Origin of the sequence: Haloarcula sp. CBA1127, from assembly GCF_001485575.1 — an archaeon.
Lineage (GTDB): Archaea > Halobacteriota > Halobacteria > Halobacteriales > Haloarculaceae > Haloarcula.
Genome location: NZ_BCNB01000006.1, coordinates 2734779 through 2754298, shown reverse-complemented (window position 1 = coordinate 2754298; position 19520 = coordinate 2734779). Strand labels below are relative to the sequence as shown.

The window sequence follows — 19520 nt, the reverse complement described above, 5'->3', positions numbered from 1 at the left end:
GACCGAGACAGCTGCAAAAACGGAAACCGAGAACACTGCCGAAAAAACAGCTGGAAATACCGAAGAGATGACAGAGCGTCAACTCAGTGATCATGTTCGGCCAACTGAGAGTCCCAGGTCCCCGGTGAAAGAATTCTCGTGTGAGAAGGGCAACTTCTCTCGCCACCCGCCAATGTACGACGAAGGCTCCGTTCCGTGGGGAGATACTGGGTATGTATCACTACGGATTGATGAGACAGAGTTTGAACACGGTGACACAGCCCAAATTACGCTGATGAACACGTCTGATAGCACCCTCACTCTGGGTCTTAAGTATATGTATCAAATCGAACTTCTCACTGAAGATGGCTGGCAAGATGTCCGTGGACAGACCGGGGACGATGAGTTTCAATACGTAGATCTGGGTACCGAGGCAGCGCCTGGAGAGGTATTTGAATGGTCACTCCGTCTGACCGAAGAAGGGGTTGTTCCTGACGAGAAAGATTTTACTGTGTGTCCTGAACTCGTCTCCGGTCGGTATCGGTTCGTCTACTGGACATCGACTCCGGTAGCAGTTGCGTTCGACCTCCAGAAGTAGGCTGTTCTGCGCTTGTCTGGGTGAAACACAGTAGTCACTAAGTAGACTGCACTCCTCGATAGTCCGCCCCTTTTATTGACAGATTTTATCTGTGCCTAGAACTGCTGAAGCTACAACAACTGGTTAGTTGGGGCATAATTACGCCGTTCTTTCACGTTTGTATCCCGAAAGCATATTCGGGCCGATAGCCAATACCTGATATGACAGTTTCCCAGCCGGGGCAGCGCGTGGCCGTACTGGCCGACGCGCAAAACCTCTATCACACTGCCCGGAGTCTTTACTCGCGGAACATTGACTACGAGGCACTACTGGAAGAGGCCGTTGACGGCCGCGAACTGACCCGCGCGATCGCCTACGTCATCCGAGCGGACTCGCCCGAAGAAGAGTCGTTTTTCGAAGCGCTCGTTGACATTGGCTTCGAGACACGCATCAAGGACATCAAGACATTCCAAGACGGATCGAAGAAAGCCGACTGGGATGTCGGGATGAGCCTCGACGCCGTCTCGCTGGCGAATCACGTCGATACAGTAGTGCTCTGTACCGGCGACGGGGACTTCGCTCGCGTGTGCCGATATCTCCGCCACGAGGGCTGTCGCGTCGAAGCGATGGGCTTCGAAGAGTCGTCCTCCGAAGACCTCAAAGCGGCCGTTGATGGATTTATCGACATGAGCGACGATTCCGATCGGTTCCTGCTGTAGCCGACCCAGTGTCTTGGGAGTCGCTCTGCCGCTCTGTCCACTGCTGGTTCACCCACGTAGCCGACATTCTCCCGCAGTTTCTTGCGGTTCGATGGACTCACAGCTACGTGTGTTTGGGTTGCTGTCGAAGAAAAAGACTCTCGGCGGTTAGACCGGGCGACCGTCTTCTGACGTTCCAACGAGGAGGGCTCCGGCGGCCAGCCCAAGTGCAGCCAGCGCTCCGGCAGCGGCCGGGATGCCGATGTCGATTGCCCCTGTACCAAGGATGAGCACGGTACTGATCGCCAGCAGCGCAGCACCCAGAATCACTTTTCGCGTGTCTGTAGCCATGTCATCCGTCACTTGGAAGTCATCCGGTATAAATTTCCCCAAAATCGACGGAGGAAAGTATGGCACTGGGCAGCAATGCCCATATTTCTCCTGAGAGACGTCACCGCTCCGGCCCGACAGAACGGTATTTCCAGCCCACCTGCATAACTGAAGCAGCAAACACATCCCCCTGTAGTGCCCCCGACCAGTTGGGTCACAGAGACGGCGTGTTGCCACGTGCTGAGGATAGTTGGGACACCTCGCGCTCGTCACGGAACAGGCGCGAGACGGAGACCCACTGCAGTTCCAGGCGTTGTGGTCGGATCACTGACCACGGATCGGATACAGAGGCACGCGCCCCGTGTACTCGGGCCGGGGCGACTGACGGAGCGAACCAATGGCATTCCGGTTCGGGACTCCGTCACCCATAGGGCCGGACCGTTGATTCGGGACGGATTGGGGGGAGTGGCATTCACCATCGCCACACGATTTCGGTCGGCCGTGGTTCGGGCAGCCACGGTCGGGCAACCATTTCATTTCGGACTGCGTCGAACAGTGGCACGAGCAGAACCGAAAGGCGGTTTATCACCCGGCATCGAACACGGGCAATGAGTGACGACGAGTTCCGCGGACTCCGGCGTGCGGCCGACTACCAGTTCGGCGGTGGCGGCGGGACGGCGCTGTTCGCCGATGCTGACGCCCTCGACGTAACACATACTAGTTCCGGCCGGCCGCGACAGGTCCATGCCACGGACGGCCGCATCGCCACGTACGGCGACGACGGACGCTTCCGACTCGGACTCGCCGGCGGGAGCAGACTCCTCGATGCGTTCGACGGGCCGCGACACCGCGTGGTCGTTGGCGACGAGAGCGAGCCGTTCATCCGCGAGGGCCGCAACGCCTTCGCGAAGTTCGTGCAGTCCGCCGACAGCGCTCTCCGTCCGGGCGACGAAGCCCTCGTCGTCCACGAAGACGGCTATCTGCTCGCCGTCGGCCGTGCGGAACTGCCCGGCAGCGGCATGGACGACTTCGAAACGGGGATGGCTGTGAAAGTCCGGCAGGGCGCAGAGGACTGAGACAGAGTGGCGTCGTGACCGCCCGGTACGCGCCAGCCACCGGGGTGGCACTTTCCGGACCTGCTCGGCACCATCCCGTATGACAGAAAGCATTTGCTGCTCCCGTCGGGACGAGCGATATGCGCCGCCGCACCCTTCTCGCCGCGCTCGCGCTCTCCCCAGTCGCCGGCTGTGTTGCGCCCGGTGACGACACGGCCACGAACGGCTCGACACCATCGACAGCCACAGCGACGCCAACGGAACAGTCGACAACACCGGTGACCGAAACACCGCAGGACACGCCGACACCGACAGTAACGCCCGCTCCCGACGACCCGATCCTGTTTGTCGTCGACAACGACACGGACAGTGAGCAGACTGTCACACTCACCATCGCACGGGACGAAACGACGGTTCTCGATGAGACGGAGACGCTGGCCGCTGGCGAGTCCGTCGAGTATGACCCGATGATCGGTGCGACCGGAACATACACGATTACCGTCGCGGTTGCTGGCGGTCCTAGCCGGACTATCGAACGGACTATCGGCCGGTTCGCGGTCAGCAGCGGCTCAAATCACTTTGTCGACATTACCGCTGACGAGATCAGGATATACTGGGAAGAGTAGTCACAGCACCAGTCCCGACTGCAGCAGCCACACCAGCAGTGTGACCGTCACCGCGCTGGCGACAGTCGTCAGGAACACGGTCGCGCTGACGAGTTCGCCCGGTGACTGGTCCCCTGTCCCGTGGCTGAACGCGCCAACGAGGATGATGGTCGTCACGCCGGTCGGCGTCGCCAGCAGGAGCACGACCACCCGCGCAACCGTCTGGTTCTGGAACCCGACCGCGAGCACCGCAGCGAACGCGAGCACCGGTGCCAGCAGGAGTTTCAATGTGCTGGCGATACCGACGGACCGGAAGTCGCTGTCCCCGTCGACGTTCGATAGCTGGATGCCCAGAATGAGCAACATCACTGGAATCGACGCGTTGCCAAGCAGTTCCAGCGTCTGCATCACCGTCGAGTCTGTGGGCGGTACTGCGCCGACCCACCGCAGTGCCAGCGCCACGACGACGGCGTAGACGAGCGGGACGCCGAACACGCGACGCATGTCCGCGAGCGGGCTGCCGCCGCTGCCCCGGGCGGCGATGTAGATGCCGACGGTGTAGAGCAACACGCCCTGCAGTGCAGTCACGAGAACGGCCGTACTGCGCCCGGTCGCACCGAAGGCGAAATCCGCCAGGGGAATCCCGTAGTTCCCGGTGTTGGGGAAGATAGAGACGAGGACGAACGCGCCCAGAAGCGGTTCAGAGTGCCCCGTGAGGCGGCCGACGCCCTCCGCGACGAGGAGCATCGCCGCGGTGAACAGCACGACGGCGAGGACGACGCTCAGGATCGTGTCGCCGGCCAGCGTCGACGTGGTCAGGCTGTGGACCACCAGCGCGGGTGCGAGGACGTATACCGTGATGGTGTTGAGTGCGTCAGGGTCGGTGCCTTTCAGTCGGCCGAGCGCGAAGCCGGCCGCAGCGACGGCGACGACGGGGAGGATCGCCGTGGCGAAGATAGACAGCAGTGACACGGCGGGGATGCACGGGCGAGCCTTAGAATCGTTACGAAGCCGTGGGTGCGTGCCGGTTTCGTCCGGGCAGCAGGCCGCTCTCGCAACGAACGTCGGCCCGATCCCGGGTCGCTACGCTTTTCTGCCCTGCCCCGCCAGTCCTACGTATGTTTGGCGGAGGCGGCGGGATGAACCCGCGCAAGATGAAGCAGATGATGGAACAGATGGGCATCGACATGGAGGATATCGATGCGCAGGAAGTAATTATCCGCACCCCGGACGAGGAACTCGTCTTCGACGACGCGGAGGTCCAGCTCATGGAAGCCCAGGGCCAGAAAACGTATCAGGTCGTCGGCGAGCCTGAGAGCCGCGAACTCGGCTCCGGCGAAGGCTCGGCCGCGGCATCTGTGGACGATGCCGACGAATCCGAGAGCGATTCCGGCGTCGACGAGGATGACGTCGAACTCGTCGCCATGCGGGCCGGCGTCGACGAAGACACCGCGCGAGAGGCACTCGAAGCCAACGACGGCGACCTCGCGGACGCGGTCGACGAACTGGAGTAACGTGGCGTACCTCTTCGTCCACGAAGACCGCGAGTACCTGCTGGACCCCGGCGAGCGGTTCGAATCCGACCTCGGCATTCTGGAGGTGCCCGAGGACGTGGAACCGGGCGATGTCGTCGAGACGCATCTGGGCACCGGCTTCACGGTCCGTCGACTCCGCGGCCCGGACCTGTTTACCCACCTCGAACGCACCGGCGCGCCGATGATGCCCCGCGACGTGGGGCTGGTCGTCGGCAAGACCGGGGTAGCCGCTGCGGACCGTGTCCTCGATGCCGGGACCGGGACCGGCATCCTCAGCGCGTACATGGGCCGTATCGGCGCTGACGTGGTGACCTACGAGCAGGACCCCGAGTTCGCAGAAGTCGCGCGCCAGAACATGGAGATCGCCGGCGTCGCGGATACTGTCGAGGTCCGGACCGGCGACATCACCGATGACCTCGATGACCTCTCGGGCTTTGACGTGCTGACGCTTGACACTGAGGACGCCCCCACTGTGGTCGAGCGAACGCCCACGCTGCTGGACCGTGGCGGGTCACTGGCGGTGTACTCCCCGTTCGTGGAGAACACGCGCGAGGTCGTCGCCACGGCCGCCGAGGTCGGCCTCGACGGCGTCGAAACGCTTGACACCATCCAGCGGGAGATGGACTTCGACGACCGCGGCTCCCGCCCATCGACCGGCGGCGTCGGTCACACCGGCTACTTGACATTCGCGCGGCGGCCCTGACGGCGTCCATCGGTCTGCTCACCCCCTCTTGTTGGGGTCGACTTTAAACATGTAGGAGTGCGTATGGTACACTGCATGAGCGAATCAGAACCGCCGATGGAGACGACAACCTGGCCAGACCTCGCAATCGGGCTTTACGACCGGCTGACTGGGCGCAATGCCGAAATAACGTACGACTTCGAGGACATGGAAGTCGATGTCCCGAGCAAGGCCGGCGAGGACGCCGAGCACGCTCGCTGGCGGGTCGACGGCACGCTGACCATCACGACACGCGATAACGACTGACAGTGGTCACCACGGCGAAGGCGGTCGGTGATCTGTTCGACCTGATCGAGCGAAAGCCGGACCTCCTCGTCGACGCCGACCTGACCGTCGAGCGGGACGGGGTCGCGTTCACCGTCAGGGGATACGATGACCTCGTCGCCGTCGACCTGCCGTCGTTCGGGGCGGCGTTCGGCCTCTGGCGGGATCGAGTCGTCGAGGGAAAGAACGCCGCCACGGCGCTGGCTGCTGCCGGACTGACGGCCGAAATCCGCGTTCGTGGAGCGCCCGTCGCCCGCCTCGGTGCGGACGCCGTGCCGAGTTCGCTCGCGAAGCGACTCGGTCTTGGCCCGATCCAACTGTTCCTCGACGGTGCGCTGCTGGCGATTACGCCACGGCGCGAATGAGGGCAAGCAGTTCGGTCCGGTAGTCCGACGGCGTCCGCTGCAGCGGTTCAGGCGGGTTTTCCACATTCAAAAGTGTCGCCAGTGACCGGTCGGGATACGCGCCGGCGGCGATGCGAAAGCCGTCGCCGTGCCAGACTCCGACCCAGCCGGTAATCGACAGCGTCGCGTCGGTCGCTTCGAGGTCGAGTTCGGCGCTGTAGGTCCGGAGCCGCGCCCGGTCGCCGCTGTCGACGCGGACTCGTTCTTGCCGCCCGCGTTCGATGGACTCGAACCCTCTGTCGGACAGTTCCTCAGCGAAGGCCGACTGTGCTTCCGAGCGGACCGTCGGGAGAATCATCGCCGGTCCGATGCCTGGCGCAAGCGGCGGGGTAAACGACAGTGCGGTCGCGAAAAAGAACCGCCACTGGTGGTCGAGCCCGATTGCATCTCGGACAGCCTCACGCGTCTCGGCAGCATCGAACACCTTCGTCGCCCCCTCGACGCGGGCTGTTGGTAATTGAAAGACTGTTTCGACGCTCTCGTCGACGAGCTCCCAGCCACCATCGCGCAACTGGTCGGTAGGCACGTCCGGGTACGCGGGGTCAGTGGGCACGGGCTGGCCTCAGTGGTCGTCCTCTCGCCACTTGTGTTCGCACTCGGTGCAGGTGAAAAAGCGCGTCTCGGACTCGTCGGCCGCGCGGATTTGCTTCATCTCGTAGAAGGCCCGCTCGTTCCCACACTCGGGACAGCGGGCGCCCGTCGTCGGCCCCATGTCTTCGGCATCGACCTCGGAGGTGTCGACGACTTCTGACTCCTCCTGGCCCTGCGTGGTGACAGCCATCTCCTGTTCGGTCTCGGCGTTTCGAGCCTTCTCGTAGCCGCAGCTACCACAGACCCAGCGCTCGTCGTCCGTTTTCATCATCGAACCGCATTCGTCGCAAAACTCCATTGTAGTACCACCGTTTGCTTGCCGACCGTGTTAAACACCCGGTTTCGCCTGGGCCGTTCTCTCTCCGTGTTGCCGTGTAGTGCGGAACGAGCAGCAAAATCAGCGTATCGACCCTCTCAGTCGTTTCGAACCCACGCCGAGCAGGCTTCCATGTCATCCATGACCTCGCCGTGGAACGAACAGTACGGTTCGATGTCGCCGTCCTGCATCACGTATTCGAAATGCCGGCAGTTTCCGCAGTAGGTGTCCGGTTCGCCCTGATGGACCGCCGTCTCGGTAATCGCATCGCGTCCCGTCGTTGCCGTACCGCCGTCAGTCGACGTGGACGCTTCCGGGCCGGCCTCAGCTATTCTCGGGTCGAGCGCGTTCTCCGAGGGACCAGTCTGGCCCGTCCCACTCGACGGAGTGTTTTGCTGCCCGGTACTTGAACGACTGTTCGCCTGACGGCTCGACTCTCGCTCCGTCGCTGTGTCGCTGCCCGACTGTCGCTTGGACCGCGTACTGCGGTCAGACTGCGTGTCCCCCGTCGGTTGCCGACGGCGGCTATTGGCCGTGCGTGTATCGTTCGAGCGCTGTCCGGTCCCGCCGTCGCTGACAGCGCCCTCGGCACCTGTCCCCGGCCGGTTTGTCTGCGTCTCGACTGCGCCGTCCGGGTCCTGTCCGAAAAATCCGATGCCGCCCAGCCCCGGGAGCGTTCGGGCTTCCTCGACGAGGCGAATCGTCCCTTCTTCGGTCACCTCCATGCGTGCCGTCCCACCAGGGTCGTTTCGCGTCTTGAACGTCGCAAGCGACGCGAACAGGCACCAGAACGTCGTTACGATACCAGCGAAGTAGACGACGCCGGTAAGCAGTGCCAGCAGCGGGTCGCTGCTGGTCCAGCTGTAGGGGTACAGCGACCGGAACAGGCCGACGCCGACCGCTGCGACACCTGTTCCGCCGAGCGCAGTCAACCGAATCCGACGACTGGCCGGCAACACCGCGAACACGCCGAGAATAACCGACGGCAGTCCGAGCCCGGCGATGATGCCGGCGATTCGTCTGGCTGCGTAGGCGTCCAGCCCGTATCTGCTTCCGATGCCGGTTGTTGCGAGCGCGATTGCCCCGACGAGTCCGGCAACACCAACGAGAAACAGGGTTGTCCCGACGAGCTGCTGGCGGCGCGATGCGACGCGCCCAACATCCCCTTCGTACACGTCGGTGAGACTAGTCATGCAGTACACTACTGCTACATCCGATAAAACTACCCGTCAGACAGATGCATGACGCGGGCACGCGCGTACGCACCCGACAGACACGCGAGTCGTTCCGAAAGCACTAATCGGACCCACGGGCACTGTTCGGATATGAGCGACGACGAAAGCGAGGACGCGGAGGAGCCGGCTGTCGAACTCGGCGACGGACCCGACGTTGCCGGTGCGCCGCTTTCCCGCGTTTCGGCTCGGCTTACCTGGGGCATCGAACACAGCACTATCGTTGACCGCGAGGGAGACACGACGATCCGGACGCCGGACGGCGCGCAGGAACTCGCAACGGTGCTTGAGGAGGTCGACGTCCCATATTTCTCCGACCGCCAGGAGTTCGAGAACGCGGTCCGGGACGTCATCGGGACTGGCCCCGTCCCGACCGAGTAGGCTGGGCAGCGGCCTCGTGTCTGGCCAAGCATCGCCACGCTAGCTGGCCCAGCAGCGGTCCATTTGACGACATAGCTCGTGTGGCACCTGCTGTCCACGCGGCAATCTGCCATCGTGTTGAACCACAGGGTTTGATACCGTCTGTTGTGGAGACAGCGTATGTTCCGTAGTGGTCTGTCCTGGAAAGAGCGAACCGGATTCGCTATCTGGGGACTCGGGGTTGTCGTCGTTCTCCGAACTCTGTACGATGTATTCGGCGTGGCGGGGCGCGAATTAGCTATCGTCGCCGTTGTTCTGTTCTTTGGCTCGTTCTACGGCGTGTTCATGCCAGTCTGGCGGCGGGTCTCAGCGGAGTGAAGCACAAGAAGAACAGTTGCGCGGTCACAGCGGGTCAGCGGTCCGGCGCAGTACGGTTCGTTATCGTCGCTCCACAACACAACAGCTTGCGATCAGTTACCGCATATTTTCGAGCGCATACACCGTATCGGAGATAATCCACTCCGTCTCACAGTCGGCGTGCTCGATACTGAGCGCGTTGAAGGTCTCTCGTCCGTCATCGACCGTTATTTCGAACGCTCGGCTACGGAGCGACTCCGGATGGGGACTCGGTGGGGACACACATCCTCCTCGTAGGGTGGGACCGATAAACGAGTCGATTCGCGGCGAGAGGGCCGTAACACGCCGATTGGCCGCCGTCTGGCGATTGGTCAGGATTCGGCTCGGTCGCTCACTTCGGCTCTGCCGCGGCGCTTCCCGAACAGGTACGCGACGACAATGAGTCCGAGGGGAACGACGAGAAACAGCCCCATCATGACGAGAATGACGAGCAATTCGACGCTGCCCGGCATCCCGGGAAACAGGAGGAGGGCCATACCCGTCGTACATCCGCCCGTCGCAAAAAGCCACCTGTCAAGCGAGCGCTAGGACTCACTCCCGCGGTGTCCGACTCAGACGTGTGGCTCCGGCAGGAGGTCGTCGAACGCTTGCGCGTCCAGCCACTCACAGAGCCTGACGAGCTGTTCGGTCGCGGCCTCGAACATCTCCGCGCCCTTCTCGGCCGTGGCGTCGGTCTGGTCGCCCAGAACGCCGTTGTCGGTGTTATCGGCGGCGTCGTAGAAGGTCCGTGAGCCGTATTTGTTTGTCCCTGCCGCCTCGACGCTCGGAATCCCGCCGTCCCGTGCGTCTTCGAGGCGGTCGTCGTGGACCAGTTCGGAGTGGAGGTATTGAATCATGGCCGTCTCTTTCGGCCCGCCGTGTGGCCCGTTCTGCTCGAACAGGTCGTCCACCAGGTCCGGGATGCTCTCGTCCCACATCCACTCGATAGCGTACAGCACTTCGTCGTCCCGGAGCCGGCGGCCGACCTCTCTGAGGTGCTCGATATTCCCGCCGTGGGCGTTCACGTAGATGACCCGGTCGATGCCGTGGTACGCAAGGTTCCGTGTGAACGACTCGACGTAGTCACGAAACACCGGCGCGTCGACCCACATCGTCCCGTTGAACTGTCTGTGGTGGGGGCTCACGCCAACGTTGATCGTCGGGGTGCAGAGGTAGCCAGTCCTGTCGGCGGCTTCCCGGGCGAAGGCTTCCCCGATGAGGTGGTCCGTCGCCAGCGGGAGATGCGGCCCGTGTTGCTCGGTCGACCCGAGCGGGACGAGCGCGAGCGACTCCGTCTCGAAATAGTCGTCGAGGTCCGGCCAGGTCTCGTCGGCAAGATACATACCCCGTGCTGGTGACGGGCGAGCCTTCAATCTGTGCCTCGCGACGACCTTTGCAGTGGGATTCAGGAAGAGAGGAAGTACTCAGTCGAATAGCTCGTAGACGCGAGCCTCGTACGGCGCGAGCGTTACCGTTCCCGGGTCCGTGTCGTCACAGTCGTAGTTGCCCTCGAGCAGCGTCGCATCGGCGTACTCGACAGGCAGGTCGACGGTTTCCGTCGCGTCGTCGAAGTGCAGGACAACGAGGACCCGCTCGGTTTCCGAGTCCGCCGACAGCGACCGTGTGAAGGCGAAGACGGGTTCGTGGTCGGGGAGTAAGTCGGTGTAGTCCCCGTACACCAGCACGTCCCTGTCGGCGCGCAACTGGATGAGCCGCTGGTAGTAGCTGTAGACGGAATCCCCATCGGCTTGCTGGTCGGCCGCGTTGATATCTGTGTAGTTCGGGTTGACCTGAATCCAGGGGTCGCCGTCGGTGAAACCGGCGTTTTTCGAATCGTCCCACTGCATCGGCGTTCGAGCGTTGTCGCGGGTCCGGTAGCCGACGATGTCTTTCACGTCATCGTACTCCGCAACGCCGTCTTGATCGAGTAACTCCCGCGCGTGGTTGATAGCGTCCACGTCGCGGAGGTCGTCCATTGTCTCCCAGTCGGCGTTAGTCATCCCGAGTTCCTGGCCCTGATAGATGTATGGCGTGCCACGGAGCGTGAGGATGAACGTTCCAAGTAGTTTCGCCGATTCCCGGCGGTAGTTTTCGGGGTCGCCGTAGCGGGAAACGCTCCGCGGCTGGTCGTGGTTCTCCCAGTACAGCGTGTTCCAGCCGTCCGCCGCCAACCCGTTCTGCCAGCGGTCGATGATACGCTTCAGTTCCGGCAGGCTCCAGTCGCCGACCGACCACCGCTTGCCGTCAGCGTAATCGAGTTTCGTGTGCTGGAAGTGAAACGCCATATCCAGCGGGCCGTCTGTGTCGGCGTACTCGAGAGCCGACTCGACGGTGAGCTGTGGCATCTCCCCGACGGTCATCACGTCATAGTTCGACAGCACTTCCTCGTCCAACGCCGTCAGATACGACAGCATCTCCGGACCGTCGATGAAATGCTCGGCGCCGACCCACTCGCTGTCCGGGTCGCCGTCGGGCAACCCTTCGACTTTCGACAGGAGGTTGATTACATCCATCCGGAAGCCGTCGATACCCTTCTCCAGCCACCACTCGATGGTGTCGAAGATGTCCTGTCGGACGCCGTCGTTGCGCCAGTTCAGGTCCGGTTGCGAGGTGTCATACAGGTGAAGGAAGAACTCGCCGCGCTCCTCGTCGTACTCCCAGGCGGAGCCCCCGAAGAAGGACTCCCAGTTGTTCGGTGGCACGGGCTCGCCGTCGTCATCTGTCCCGCCCTCTCGCCAGATGTAGTAGTCCTCATACTCCGGGTCGCGCTGGCGGGATTTACGAAACCACTCGTGCTGGTCCGAGGTGTGATTGACGACGAGGTCCATGACGAGCCGCATATCCCGGTCGTGGACCTCCTCGACCAGCGTTTCCCAGTCGGCCATCGTCCCGAACTCGTCGTAGATGGCCTGATAATCGCTGATGTCGTAGCCGTTGTCCTTCTGGGGGGAGTCATACACCGGGTTGAGCCAGATGACATCGACGCCAAGGTCGGCGACGTAATCCAGGCGCTCGATGATGCCCTGCAAGTCGCCGACGCCATCGCCGTCGCTGTCATTGAAGCTCCGGGGATAGATCTGGTAGACGACTGCTTCCTTCCACCAGGCGCGCGCTGCGGTCATACACAGGGGTAGCCTGACGCGTCGCTTAAATCCACGGGTTCGTACAACACCCGTTGTAAACTACTCGCCCTTACCGAATAACGGGAGCACCAGTACCGCTACAGTTCCAGCACCGTGTGTCGCGGCAGTTCGAGGTCGTAGCCGACCGCCGAAACCGTCTCAGTCGGCCAGTCGCCGGTCCCAGACAGCAGTTCGATGTCGTCGTCGGAGACGAGATACGTGTCTTCGCTCTTTGTCCCGTCGATAGTCGGGTTCCAGGCGTACCCATGTGGCAGCACGACCTCGCCCTCGTGTCCGGGCGTGGCGATCCATTCCCGGCCGGCGAAGCCTGTCGCACCGCCTTGGTGATGGTTCTGCCACTCGCCTTCCCAGCCGACCTCGGCGTAGGCGTCCTGAATCGCGTCGAACACGTCGCCTGCTGTGCCACCACTCTGACCGGCTGCCTGTGTCGCGGCCAGCGCAGTGGTCTCGACTCGGGCAGTCTTGTGGGTTCGCTCCATGAGCCACTCCGGCGGGTCGAACGCGACCGCCCGGGTGGTGCTGACGTGGAGCCCGTCCCGCTGGACGGTCACCGATATGAGCGCGTAGTCGCCGAGTTCGGTGTCAGTCGAGGTGTAATGGCGGTAGGATTGTGCCCGCTCGGCGCTGCCGACGAGCACGACGGGTGTGGCGATGCCCCGGCCTTCGAGTTTCTGCCGGAGCACCGCGGTCACATCGAGTTCAGTATGCGAGGGCTCGACTTTCCGTGCGACAGCCTCAACTGCCGCAGCCGTGTCCTGTGCGAGGTCACGGCACTGTTTCATCTGGGTTTCGGTCAGCGGCTGGCGGAGCTGTGTGGCGTCGACTGACTCGAAGCCGGGGACATCGAAGTCCGCTGCCGCTGGGGTCGGATTCGTTTCTGCGACCGCTTCAGCCAGTGACTCCGCGTGCCAGTCGAACGTCTCAACGGTCACATCGCCGTCGAGTTCCTCGTCACGAAGCCGTGGCGCCTCGATGTTATTAGTGATGACCCGTACTCCGTCGCCGTCGTAGCCCGCAGCGGCGACGCCGATGTCACCCTCCCGGTCGACGACATTGTCGCCTCCCCCTGTGAGCCATGCGAAGGCGTTCGGTCGGGCGAACCAGACGGCTTTGAGTCCCGCTGTCCGGAGGTACTGGTCGAGACGGTCTGTGAGCGTCATACCCTGACATCCCGCCGGCCTCCAGTAAAAACCAGGGACAACACGCGGCAACAGGACTGGTGCCACAGGTCTCCCACAGCGGCAATTACGACACACACCTTGCTCCTATCGTGTTCGACGCCGCTCCTGGCTCACTCGGCAACGCCGCTATCAGGGTCTCGGGACTGGAGCAGCGAGTACATAACTGACTGGAAAGCGTCACTGTCGACGGACTCCACAACGTGGGTGTTTGGTTCGCCGTCGGTCACCCCGTTGATGTCGACGCTTGTGTACCCGCGAGTGAGTCCATCGCGGTCGTCCACCGCGACGTGGTACGTCGACACCGCCTCGCGGAGTTCTGGATACGCCAGCAGCGCGGCGGTGACGCTGTCCGGGAGTGCCGTCCATCCGGGATCGTCGGGACCCTCGCTGTTGAACGCCCGAGCCTGCTCGGTTACCGACTCGAAAAACGACGCCAGTTCAGTGTCGAACGTCGATACCGTCTCGAACTCGGGCGAGCCGAACACCGCGTCTCGAAGGCACACGCCCCAGTCGACGAGCGTCACCTCGAAGGCGTCGAACACCCGTTTGGCAGCGTCGGGGTCGACCCACAGATTGAATTCCGCGGCAGGAGTGACGTTCCCCTCACAGTTGACGTTCCCGCCCATCACCCACACCTCATCAACAAGCTCCGGAAGGTCTGGCTCGTGGGCGTACGCCAGTGCTATGTTGGTCAGCGGGCCGATGCAGAGCAGCGTGATTTCACCTGGGGCCGCTCGACAGCGGTCGACGATCTCATTGGGGCCAAAGCCCGTCGCTGATTCGATGTCCGTTTCGGGAAACAGGTCCCCGCCGAGGCCGTCCTCGCCGTGGATATACGCCGCGTGTTCGAACTCCTTGAGAAGCGGCTGCCTCGCCCCTTCGTAGACGGGTATGTCGAGGGAATCGGCGATATCGAGCGTGTACTTCGCGTTCTCGACCTCTCTGTCGAAGGGCACGTTGCCGGCGACGACCGTGACCGCTTCGACGGTAACTCGGTCACTGAGACAGGAAAGGAGAATCGCCTGTGTGTCGTCGCCCGCCGTGTCCGTATCAATGATGACGCGTCGCATACCCGCTCATCGCAGGGCCTATACAAATGTCCCAGGCCGCAACTGTGTGCCACATCGGCACTGTGGCACTCGATAGCGACGGGAGAACGACCAACCGACGCCGTGAACCGCCGGGATTACACCATTTCGAGGCGGTGTCCGCTGTCGTCACCGAGCGATTCGTACACGATACGTGCGGCAGCAATGTCCTGAATCGCGAGGCCGGTCGAGTCGAAGACGGTAATCCCGGACAGGTCCTCGCGACCCGGTGCGTTTCCGACGACGATTTCGCCGAGTTCGGCGTCGATATCCGGCTCGTCGATTTCGCCCGTGCTCCATGGGACGTTTATTTCGCCGGAGTGGGTCGTCTGCTCGAAGTCGTCGATGACGAGGGTCGCTTCGCGGACGACATCGGTGTGGAGTTCCTGCTTGCCTTCGGCGTCAGCACCCATGGCGTTGACGTGGGTGTGCTCCCCGAGGTCGTCGAGCGTGACGATAGGATCTTCGACCGGCGTGACCGTCGACAGGACATCACACTGGGCGGCCTCCGAAATCGTGCCCGCTCGGACATCGAACTCGTCGCCGAAGGTGTCAATGAACCGCTGGACGCGGTCCTCGTCGAGGTCGCTGACGACGACAGACTCGATTGGTCGCACCTGCGAGATAGCCTCCAGTTGCGTGTAGGACTGGACACCGGCACCGATGATACCAAGCGAAGTCGCGTCCTCGACGGCGAGGTGGTCCGTTGCCACGGCGGCAGCCGCACCGGTTCGCTTCATTGTCAGCGTCGTCGCGTCCATCACGGCAACCGGGAAGCCGCTCTCGGGGTCCGTGTACACGAGCGTCCCCATCACGGTCGGCAGGTCGAACTCGTCGGGGTTGTCCGGGTGCACGTTCACCCACTTGATGCCCGACGCTTCCCAGTCATCCGTTTCGAGGTAGGCCGGCATCGACCGGAAGTCCCCGTTGTGCTGTGGCAGGTCGATGTAGGACTTCGGCGGCATCTGCGCCGTGTCGTTTTCGTATGCGGCGAACGCGGCCTCGATGGCCGGCACGAGGTCCGCCATCTCGACGGCCGCCTCGATGTCCGTGCTGGGGACGATAGTCGTCTGGTTGTCCTGTCGTGCTGTGGAATATAGTGAATTGCTCATAGTGTTGTGAATGTATTATATCGGGTTATTTGACCGTGCGATACTGATTCAGTGGCTGCTCGGCTCTCTGTGGCATTCCTAGAACGACCCCTGAGACAGCGTCTTTCTGTGAGTGACACGGCCGCGGTGCTCGCCGTCGTCGAACGATTCGACCTTCGCGAGCACACGACAGCCAACGATATCCGCCTCGCCGTTTTCGAAGTGAAGGCGAGTCTCGCCGACCTGTGCGACCAACTCGCCGGATTCTTCGTCGAGTTCGGTGACGTACACCTCTATCTCTTCACCCGCCTCAAACGTCGGCGTGGTCGACCTGAAGGACATCCCGGTAAGGAACTTACTGAACATGCTCATAGACGGGTCACATCCTTGGATTTGCGGTCAGTGGTGTACTCGAGCCCGAAGCCGGTCAGCGCGGAGACGAGGAACACACCGAACAGGAACCAGCCGTGGAAGACGTACGGCCACACCTGTACGGGATTGACAATCATTGCGCTGGTGAACCACTCGTACTGTCCCGGGAGGCCCTGTAGCGTCGCGAAGCCGATGAGGACGCCGCCGCCCCACGGGAAGATGTATCCGAGCGCCGAGGTGTTCGCGTCGAGGATGTTCGCCCGGCGGTAGCTGTTGATATTGTACCGCTGGCCGATGCGGGCGATGTACGGCGCAATCGCGATTTCTGCCGCCGTGTTGATCGTGATCATCGAGTTGACGAGGGCAGTGCCGACCACCATCGTCGTCTCGGCCTTTCGGACGCCTGTTGCGACGTTTTCAAGCAGCCATTCCTGTATTGCTTCGAAGCCACCGCCACGGATCATAATCTCTGACCCGGCGACGATGAGCAACACGAGCACGATGAGCGGGAAGAAGCCGGCTGCACCGTTGTAGATAGAGCCAGTGACGCCGGCGTTCTCTGCCGCAACGACTTCCGCGATTGGCAGTCCGCCGGCCCAGCTCGCGGCTGCTGACGTTTCGGGAACCTTGAACAGCAACACGTCACTCAGCGGCGCAAGACCAAACACGACGTTGAAGACAACCGCAACGATGAGTCCCCACGAGATCGCTTCGACAATGTGTCGACCCATAACTGCCGTCACAATGACGACGAGCATGGAAATGAGATGCAGCAGTCCCGCTGGTTCACTGTTCTGAACGAACAGGTCCTGTGCTTGCTGGGAGATGTCCAGCCCAGCCATCGCGTTTCCGGCGAAGACGTACGCCGCAAGCGCCAGTACCGCCGCAACAACGGCGTATTTGAACCGCGAGGCGACGACGCCGCCGATATCAGCGTCTTGGGTCACCGCGCTCACGATTGTCGTATCACTGACTGGTGCGAGGTTGTCCCCGAAGACGGCCCCGGAGAGAATTGCCCCGAACAGCAACACCGGGTTCGCACCGAGCAGGATACCAGCCGGGAAGAACAGCGCCGAGAAGGCGACTGCCGCGCCGTAGCCGGTCCCGATACCGGTCGTGAACAGCGCTGCGAGGATGAAGGTGGCGGCGGGGAACAGCGCGCCCCCGACCTCGGCCGCGTTCGCTGCCCAGACGAGTCCACCGACGAAGCCACCTGCCTGGAGCGTGTTCGAGAACATTCCTGCCCAGAGCCACGCGACCACCGCTGTCGCGGCGACCCGCTTCGTCATCCCATCGAAGATGGTGTTCGCGTAGTTCTTCCAGTCTCCTTTGGCGAAGAACATCCCGACGATGAGCGCCACGAGCATCCCCGCGACGAGTCCAGTCGTGTCCCCGATACCGAACAGGCCACTCTGGACAATCGCCCACAGGATGAACAGTCCTATGGGAATGACACTCATCCATCGTCCGCCGTAGAACTCGATTGCTTCGACGTCCGGACCAGAGATCTCCTCGATCTCTGTCCCATCGCCACTATCCGTGTCTGACATGCATTCTGTGCCTCGTCAGATACACACGCAAAAGATCATGATAATAACTATCTCTCCGGTAACAAATCACAGGAGCCGCCTCTGGTGAAGTCTTGTCTCGTCCCGACCGCTGTGGATATATAAAAGTCCACTTCTATTGGATCTCGGACGGCGTCCTAACCTTATATATCGCACAAAATCCGGGAAGACATACTAATTTTGGGTATGAGATGATAAAATATAACCAAGAGTGATTAACTCTCAGTAGATATCACCTATACCTATAATATCCACCGAGCCTGTTCCACTATGACCGGACCTTTTTATACTATTATCAAGTCCACAGTGGTATGGACAGCTCTAGCGGTCGTCGTCTCCAGACGACCGAAACCTCCCTTGCGATCATCGATGCGGTAAACGAGATGGGGGAGGCTCGAATGAGTGAGCTTGCGGACCGGCTAGACCTCTCGACGAGTACGATTCACGTTCACCTCAAGACACTGCTGGACCAGGAATATCTGGTCAAACGAGGTGAGCAGTACCGACTCGGCATGAAGCTGTTCCACCTTGGGGAGGGCGCTCGAACCCGCAATGAGTGGTACGAGGTCGCCCGTCGCAAAACACACGAACTCGCGGATAGTTGCGGTGAGGAGGTCACGTTCGCTGTCGAAGAGTACGGGCGTGCGATAACGCTGTTCAACGTCGTCGCCAACGTCCCGTCGAAAGGGTTCCAGGTGGGGCGGTACTACTACCTGCACAACTCGGCAGTCGGCAAGGCAATCCTCGCCGCGTTGCCGGAAACCCGAGTCAACGAGATCCTCGACCGGTGGGGACTGCCCGAAGAGACGGAGTACACGATCACCGACCGCGAAACCCTTCTGGAAGACATCGAACGCACGAACGAGCGCGGCTATTCGGTAAACGATCAGGAAGCGGTCGAGGGGCTTCGCTCGGTCGGCGTGCCGGTCACCGCCCCACACGGCGGCGTCCTCGGCGCACTGGACATCTCCGGCCCGCTGTATCGGCTGCCACCGAACGAAGAACTCGCGTCGATGCTGCAAGACGTCGTCGATGAACTGGAGTCGGAACTCGGGGTACAGTAGCGCTCGGTCGGCCCTGTCATCGCGGGCGGGCAACGACTGTGTGACGCCGGGTCTACGACAGCAGACACGACAGATGCAATGCGGACCGAGACACCGTACCGTCGTCAGTTCCGGTCAGCGTCTCTCGGGCCGAGCAATGTGGCCTCGACTTTCCGGAGGTGTTCGTGAAACGTTGTCTTCGCGATACCGAGTTCGTCGGCCAGCTCGCTCCCGCTTACCTCCCGTGGGTAGTCGTAATAGCCGCGCTTGCGGGCCAGTTCGAACACGTCGCGCTGCCTGTCGGAAAGCTGCCGGACCGCCAGCTCGTCCCGCTCCCTGCTTCCGGTGGTCGCGGACGTAATCTGGGTCACGGTGATTGTCGCGTCTTTCTGTGCGCACACGGCGTCGAGTTTCTCTTGTATCGTCGCCCGCGATTCGTCGATAGCGACCGTCCAGTACTCGGTCCCGTCGCGGATTCGGATCGGCTCCTGGTTCATGAACCCGTGTGAGACCAGCGCATCGTGGATGCTCTCCTCGGGGCCGTATTCGACGAGAAGCGTGCTCGTCGCTTTGTTTACCGGTGCCGATATTCCGCCGAAGCTACGACGGGTATCCATTTCCGTGACTGCGTGGGTGTGGTCGGACGCCCGGGTCGCCGCAACGAGCGCCTCGACCGCGTCCGCCGACTCCGCGTAGGCGACGACGTGGGCCTTGACCTTCCCGTCGACCAGATACGCCGCATTGACAAGCAGTCTGGCCGAGGTGGCCGCCGTTACTTCCCGCATCCAGCAGTCGGGATGCTCCAGTTCGAGTGTCAACTGGAGACCGCCGCTGGACGGGGCAGCGGTCGTATCGGAGCTGTCAGTGTCCATTCTTCCTGGGCTCTGCGACGTGGTCTCGCTCGCCTGTTCTCGCTCTCATTACGGGTTGTCGTCCTCCACCGACGGTAA

Annotated in this window: 26 protein-coding genes; 11 read left to right on the top strand and 15 right to left on the bottom strand. The window is 62.1% G+C overall.

Features of this window, described 5'->3' with window-relative positions; all coding sequences use genetic code 11:
- The first annotated feature begins 172 nt into the window (after window positions 1-172).
- Complete coding sequence (locus AV059_RS22830) at window positions 173-577, top strand: hypothetical protein (protein ID WP_228841837.1); 405 nt, start codon at window positions 173-175, stop codon at window positions 575-577.
- 200 nt (window positions 578-777) lie between these two features.
- Window positions 778-1275 carry an NYN domain-containing protein gene (locus tag AV059_RS18375; protein ID WP_004516675.1) on the top strand — a complete coding sequence of 166 codons (498 nt, stop codon included), beginning with the start codon at window positions 778-780 and terminating at the stop codon, window positions 1273-1275.
- Between the two features lie 147 nt (window positions 1276-1422).
- Here AV059_RS18375 and AV059_RS18370 read toward each other — a convergent pair whose 3' ends face one another.
- Entirely contained in the window at window positions 1423-1605 is a 183-nt protein-coding gene (locus AV059_RS18370; RefSeq protein WP_008310160.1) for a hypothetical protein, read from the bottom strand.
- Window positions 1606-2192: 587 nt separating this feature from the next.
- On the opposite strand from AV059_RS18370, the gene AV059_RS18365 reads away from it, so the two are divergent.
- Window positions 2193-2660, top strand: a complete 468-nt coding sequence (locus AV059_RS18365) for a PUA domain-containing protein (protein WP_058996827.1) — start codon at window positions 2193-2195, stop codon at window positions 2658-2660.
- A 119-nt stretch (window positions 2661-2779) separates the two neighbouring features.
- Window positions 2780-3265: a hypothetical protein gene (locus AV059_RS18360; protein ID WP_058996825.1), complete on the top strand. Its 486-nt coding sequence runs from the start codon at window positions 2780-2782 to the stop codon at window positions 3263-3265.
- Here the strand turns inward: AV059_RS18360 and AV059_RS18355 are convergent, their stop codons facing one another.
- Window positions 3266-4216, bottom strand: coding sequence for an AEC family transporter (locus AV059_RS18355; protein WP_058996823.1), 951 nt, complete (start codon window positions 4214-4216; stop codon window positions 3266-3268).
- Between the two features lie 146 nt (window positions 4217-4362).
- Here AV059_RS18355 and AV059_RS18350 point away from each other — a divergent pair, with 146 nt between their 5' ends.
- The 4 genes from AV059_RS18350 (at window position 4363) to AV059_RS18335 (ending at window position 6150) form a co-directional block, all read left to right on the top strand.
- The gene (locus AV059_RS18350; protein WP_058996820.1) at window positions 4363-4758 is read left to right on the top strand and encodes a nascent polypeptide-associated complex protein; all 396 of its coding nucleotides are present in this window, start codon (window positions 4363-4365) and stop codon (window positions 4756-4758) included.
- Window position 4759: 1 nt separating this feature from the next.
- Window positions 4760-5482: a methyltransferase domain-containing protein gene (locus AV059_RS18345; protein ID WP_058996818.1), complete on the top strand. Its 723-nt coding sequence runs from the start codon at window positions 4760-4762 to the stop codon at window positions 5480-5482.
- A gap of 75 nt (window positions 5483-5557) precedes the next feature.
- Window positions 5558-5767, top strand: a complete 210-nt coding sequence (locus tag AV059_RS18340) for a hypothetical protein (RefSeq protein ID WP_058996816.1) — start codon at window positions 5558-5560, stop codon at window positions 5765-5767.
- 2 nt (window positions 5768-5769) lie between these two features.
- Entirely contained in the window at window positions 5770-6150 is a 381-nt protein-coding gene (locus AV059_RS18335; protein ID WP_058996814.1) for a hypothetical protein, read from the top strand.
- Here AV059_RS18335 and AV059_RS18330 read toward each other — a convergent pair.
- The 3 genes from AV059_RS18330 to AV059_RS18320 all read right to left on the bottom strand — a co-directional run bounded on the left by AV059_RS18330 (window position 6131) and on the right by AV059_RS18320 (window position 8289).
- Window positions 6131-6742, bottom strand: a complete 612-nt coding sequence (locus tag AV059_RS18330) for a hypothetical protein (protein WP_058996812.1) — start codon at window positions 6740-6742, stop codon at window positions 6131-6133. The genes AV059_RS18335 and AV059_RS18330 overlap by 20 nt on opposite strands.
- Window positions 6743-6751: 9 nt before the next feature.
- On the bottom strand, window positions 6752-7078 hold the full coding sequence (locus AV059_RS18325) for a transcription factor S (RefSeq protein ID WP_005535365.1): 327 nt from the start codon (window positions 7076-7078) through the stop codon (window positions 6752-6754).
- A gap of 116 nt (window positions 7079-7194) precedes the next feature.
- A complete protein-coding gene (locus tag AV059_RS18320; RefSeq protein ID WP_058996810.1) occupies window positions 7195-8289 on the bottom strand; it encodes a hypothetical protein in 1095 nt (364 codons plus the stop codon).
- 132 nt (window positions 8290-8421) lie between these two features.
- Between AV059_RS18320 and AV059_RS18315 the strand changes: the two genes are divergently transcribed.
- Together AV059_RS18315 and AV059_RS18310 are read left to right on the top strand one after the other, a co-directional pair.
- Window positions 8422-8709, top strand: a complete 288-nt coding sequence (locus AV059_RS18315; protein ID WP_058996808.1) for a DUF5789 family protein — start codon at window positions 8422-8424, stop codon at window positions 8707-8709.
- 159 nt (window positions 8710-8868) lie between these two features.
- Entirely contained in the window at window positions 8869-9066 is a 198-nt protein-coding gene (locus tag AV059_RS18310; RefSeq protein WP_058996806.1) for a hypothetical protein, read from the top strand.
- 96 nt (window positions 9067-9162) lie between these two features.
- Here AV059_RS18310 and AV059_RS22530 read toward each other — a convergent pair whose 3' ends face one another.
- The 9 genes from AV059_RS22530 to AV059_RS18275 form a co-directional block, all read right to left on the bottom strand.
- Complete coding sequence (locus AV059_RS22530) at window positions 9163-9327, bottom strand: hypothetical protein (RefSeq protein ID WP_005535361.1); 165 nt, start codon at window positions 9325-9327, stop codon at window positions 9163-9165.
- A gap of 89 nt (window positions 9328-9416) precedes the next feature.
- Window positions 9417-9581, bottom strand: coding sequence for a hypothetical protein (locus tag AV059_RS22525; protein ID WP_195156674.1), 165 nt, complete (start codon window positions 9579-9581; stop codon window positions 9417-9419).
- 75 nt (window positions 9582-9656) lie between these two features.
- On the bottom strand, window positions 9657-10427 hold the full coding sequence (locus AV059_RS18305; RefSeq protein ID WP_058996804.1) for a creatininase family protein: 771 nt from the start codon (window positions 10425-10427) through the stop codon (window positions 9657-9659).
- An 81-nt stretch (window positions 10428-10508) separates the two neighbouring features.
- Window positions 10509-12206: an alpha-glucosidase gene (locus tag AV059_RS18300; RefSeq protein WP_058996802.1), complete on the bottom strand. Its 1698-nt coding sequence runs from the start codon at window positions 12204-12206 to the stop codon at window positions 10509-10511.
- Window positions 12207-12304: 98 nt separating this feature from the next.
- On the bottom strand, window positions 12305-13387 hold the full coding sequence (locus AV059_RS18295; protein ID WP_058996800.1) for a Xaa-Pro peptidase family protein: 1083 nt from the start codon (window positions 13385-13387) through the stop codon (window positions 12305-12307).
- A 131-nt stretch (window positions 13388-13518) separates the two neighbouring features.
- Complete coding sequence (locus AV059_RS18290) at window positions 13519-14478, bottom strand: nucleoside hydrolase (protein ID WP_058996798.1); 960 nt, start codon at window positions 14476-14478, stop codon at window positions 13519-13521.
- 116 nt (window positions 14479-14594) lie between these two features.
- Window positions 14595-15608 (bottom strand): ornithine cyclodeaminase family protein, encoded by a 1014-nt coding sequence (locus tag AV059_RS18285; protein ID WP_058996796.1) that lies wholly within the window; start codon window positions 15606-15608, stop codon window positions 14595-14597.
- A 78-nt stretch (window positions 15609-15686) separates the two neighbouring features.
- Window positions 15687-15959: a hypothetical protein gene (locus AV059_RS18280; RefSeq protein ID WP_004962897.1), complete on the bottom strand. Its 273-nt coding sequence runs from the start codon at window positions 15957-15959 to the stop codon at window positions 15687-15689.
- The gene (locus AV059_RS18275; protein WP_058996794.1) at window positions 15956-17509 is read right to left on the bottom strand and encodes a Na+/H+ antiporter NhaC family protein; all 1554 of its coding nucleotides are present in this window, start codon (window positions 17507-17509) and stop codon (window positions 15956-15958) included. The genes AV059_RS18280 and AV059_RS18275 overlap by 4 nt, the downstream gene beginning before the upstream one ends.
- A 329-nt stretch (window positions 17510-17838) precedes the next feature.
- On the opposite strand from AV059_RS18275, the gene AV059_RS18270 reads away from it, so the two are divergent.
- Window positions 17839-18591, top strand: a complete 753-nt coding sequence (locus AV059_RS18270; protein WP_058996792.1) for an IclR family transcriptional regulator — start codon at window positions 17839-17841, stop codon at window positions 18589-18591.
- A gap of 104 nt (window positions 18592-18695) precedes the next feature.
- On the opposite strand, the gene AV059_RS18265 is transcribed toward AV059_RS18270, so the two are convergent.
- Window positions 18696-19442 (bottom strand): helix-turn-helix domain-containing protein, encoded by a 747-nt coding sequence (locus tag AV059_RS18265; protein WP_058996790.1) that lies wholly within the window; start codon window positions 19440-19442, stop codon window positions 18696-18698.
- Window positions 19443-19520: the final 78 nt, after the last annotated feature.

Excerpts from the sequence above, each read along its gene's own strand:
- AV059_RS18295 (WP_058996800.1), bottom strand. The coding sequence starts at position 13,387 with ATGACGCTCACAGACCGTCTCGACCAGTACCTCCGGACAGCGGGACTC.
- AV059_RS18270 (WP_058996792.1), top strand. The coding sequence starts at position 17,839 with ATGGACAGCTCTAGCGGTCGTCGTCTCCAGACGACCGAAACCTCCCTT.
- AV059_RS18305 (WP_058996804.1), bottom strand. The coding sequence starts at position 10,427 with ATGTATCTTGCCGACGAGACCTGGCCGGACCTCGACGACTATTTCGAG.
- AV059_RS18375 (WP_004516675.1), top strand. The coding sequence starts at position 778 with ATGACAGTTTCCCAGCCGGGGCAGCGCGTGGCCGTACTGGCCGACGCG.
- AV059_RS18275 (WP_058996794.1), bottom strand. The coding sequence starts at position 17,509 with ATGTCAGACACGGATAGTGGCGATGGGACAGAGATCGAGGAGATCTCT.
- AV059_RS18340 (WP_058996816.1), top strand. The coding sequence starts at position 5,558 with ATGAGCGAATCAGAACCGCCGATGGAGACGACAACCTGGCCAGACCTC.
- AV059_RS18280 (WP_004962897.1), bottom strand. The coding sequence starts at position 15,959 with ATGAGCATGTTCAGTAAGTTCCTTACCGGGATGTCCTTCAGGTCGACC.
- AV059_RS18285 (WP_058996796.1), bottom strand. The coding sequence starts at position 15,608 with ATGAGCAATTCACTATATTCCACAGCACGACAGGACAACCAGACGACT.
- AV059_RS18350 (WP_058996820.1), top strand. The coding sequence starts at position 4,363 with ATGTTTGGCGGAGGCGGCGGGATGAACCCGCGCAAGATGAAGCAGATG.
- AV059_RS18320 (WP_058996810.1), bottom strand. The coding sequence starts at position 8,289 with ATGACTAGTCTCACCGACGTGTACGAAGGGGATGTTGGGCGCGTCGCA.
- AV059_RS22525 (WP_195156674.1), bottom strand. The coding sequence starts at position 9,581 with ATGGCCCTCCTCCTGTTTCCCGGGATGCCGGGCAGCGTCGAATTGCTC.
- AV059_RS18370 (WP_008310160.1), bottom strand. The coding sequence starts at position 1,605 with ATGGCTACAGACACGCGAAAAGTGATTCTGGGTGCTGCGCTGCTGGCG.
- AV059_RS18365 (WP_058996827.1), top strand. The coding sequence starts at position 2,193 with ATGAGTGACGACGAGTTCCGCGGACTCCGGCGTGCGGCCGACTACCAG.
- AV059_RS18315 (WP_058996808.1), top strand. The coding sequence starts at position 8,422 with ATGAGCGACGACGAAAGCGAGGACGCGGAGGAGCCGGCTGTCGAACTC.
- AV059_RS18310 (WP_058996806.1), top strand. The coding sequence starts at position 8,869 with ATGTTCCGTAGTGGTCTGTCCTGGAAAGAGCGAACCGGATTCGCTATC.
- AV059_RS18265 (WP_058996790.1), bottom strand. The coding sequence starts at position 19,442 with ATGGACACTGACAGCTCCGATACGACCGCTGCCCCGTCCAGCGGCGGT.
- AV059_RS18300 (WP_058996802.1), bottom strand. The coding sequence starts at position 12,206 with ATGACCGCAGCGCGCGCCTGGTGGAAGGAAGCAGTCGTCTACCAGATC.
- AV059_RS18290 (WP_058996798.1), bottom strand. The coding sequence starts at position 14,478 with ATGCGACGCGTCATCATTGATACGGACACGGCGGGCGACGACACACAG.
- AV059_RS18360 (WP_058996825.1), top strand. The coding sequence starts at position 2,780 with ATGCGCCGCCGCACCCTTCTCGCCGCGCTCGCGCTCTCCCCAGTCGCC.
- AV059_RS22830 (WP_228841837.1), top strand. The coding sequence starts at position 173 with ATGTACGACGAAGGCTCCGTTCCGTGGGGAGATACTGGGTATGTATCA.
- AV059_RS18325 (WP_005535365.1), bottom strand. The coding sequence starts at position 7,078 with ATGGAGTTTTGCGACGAATGCGGTTCGATGATGAAAACGGACGACGAG.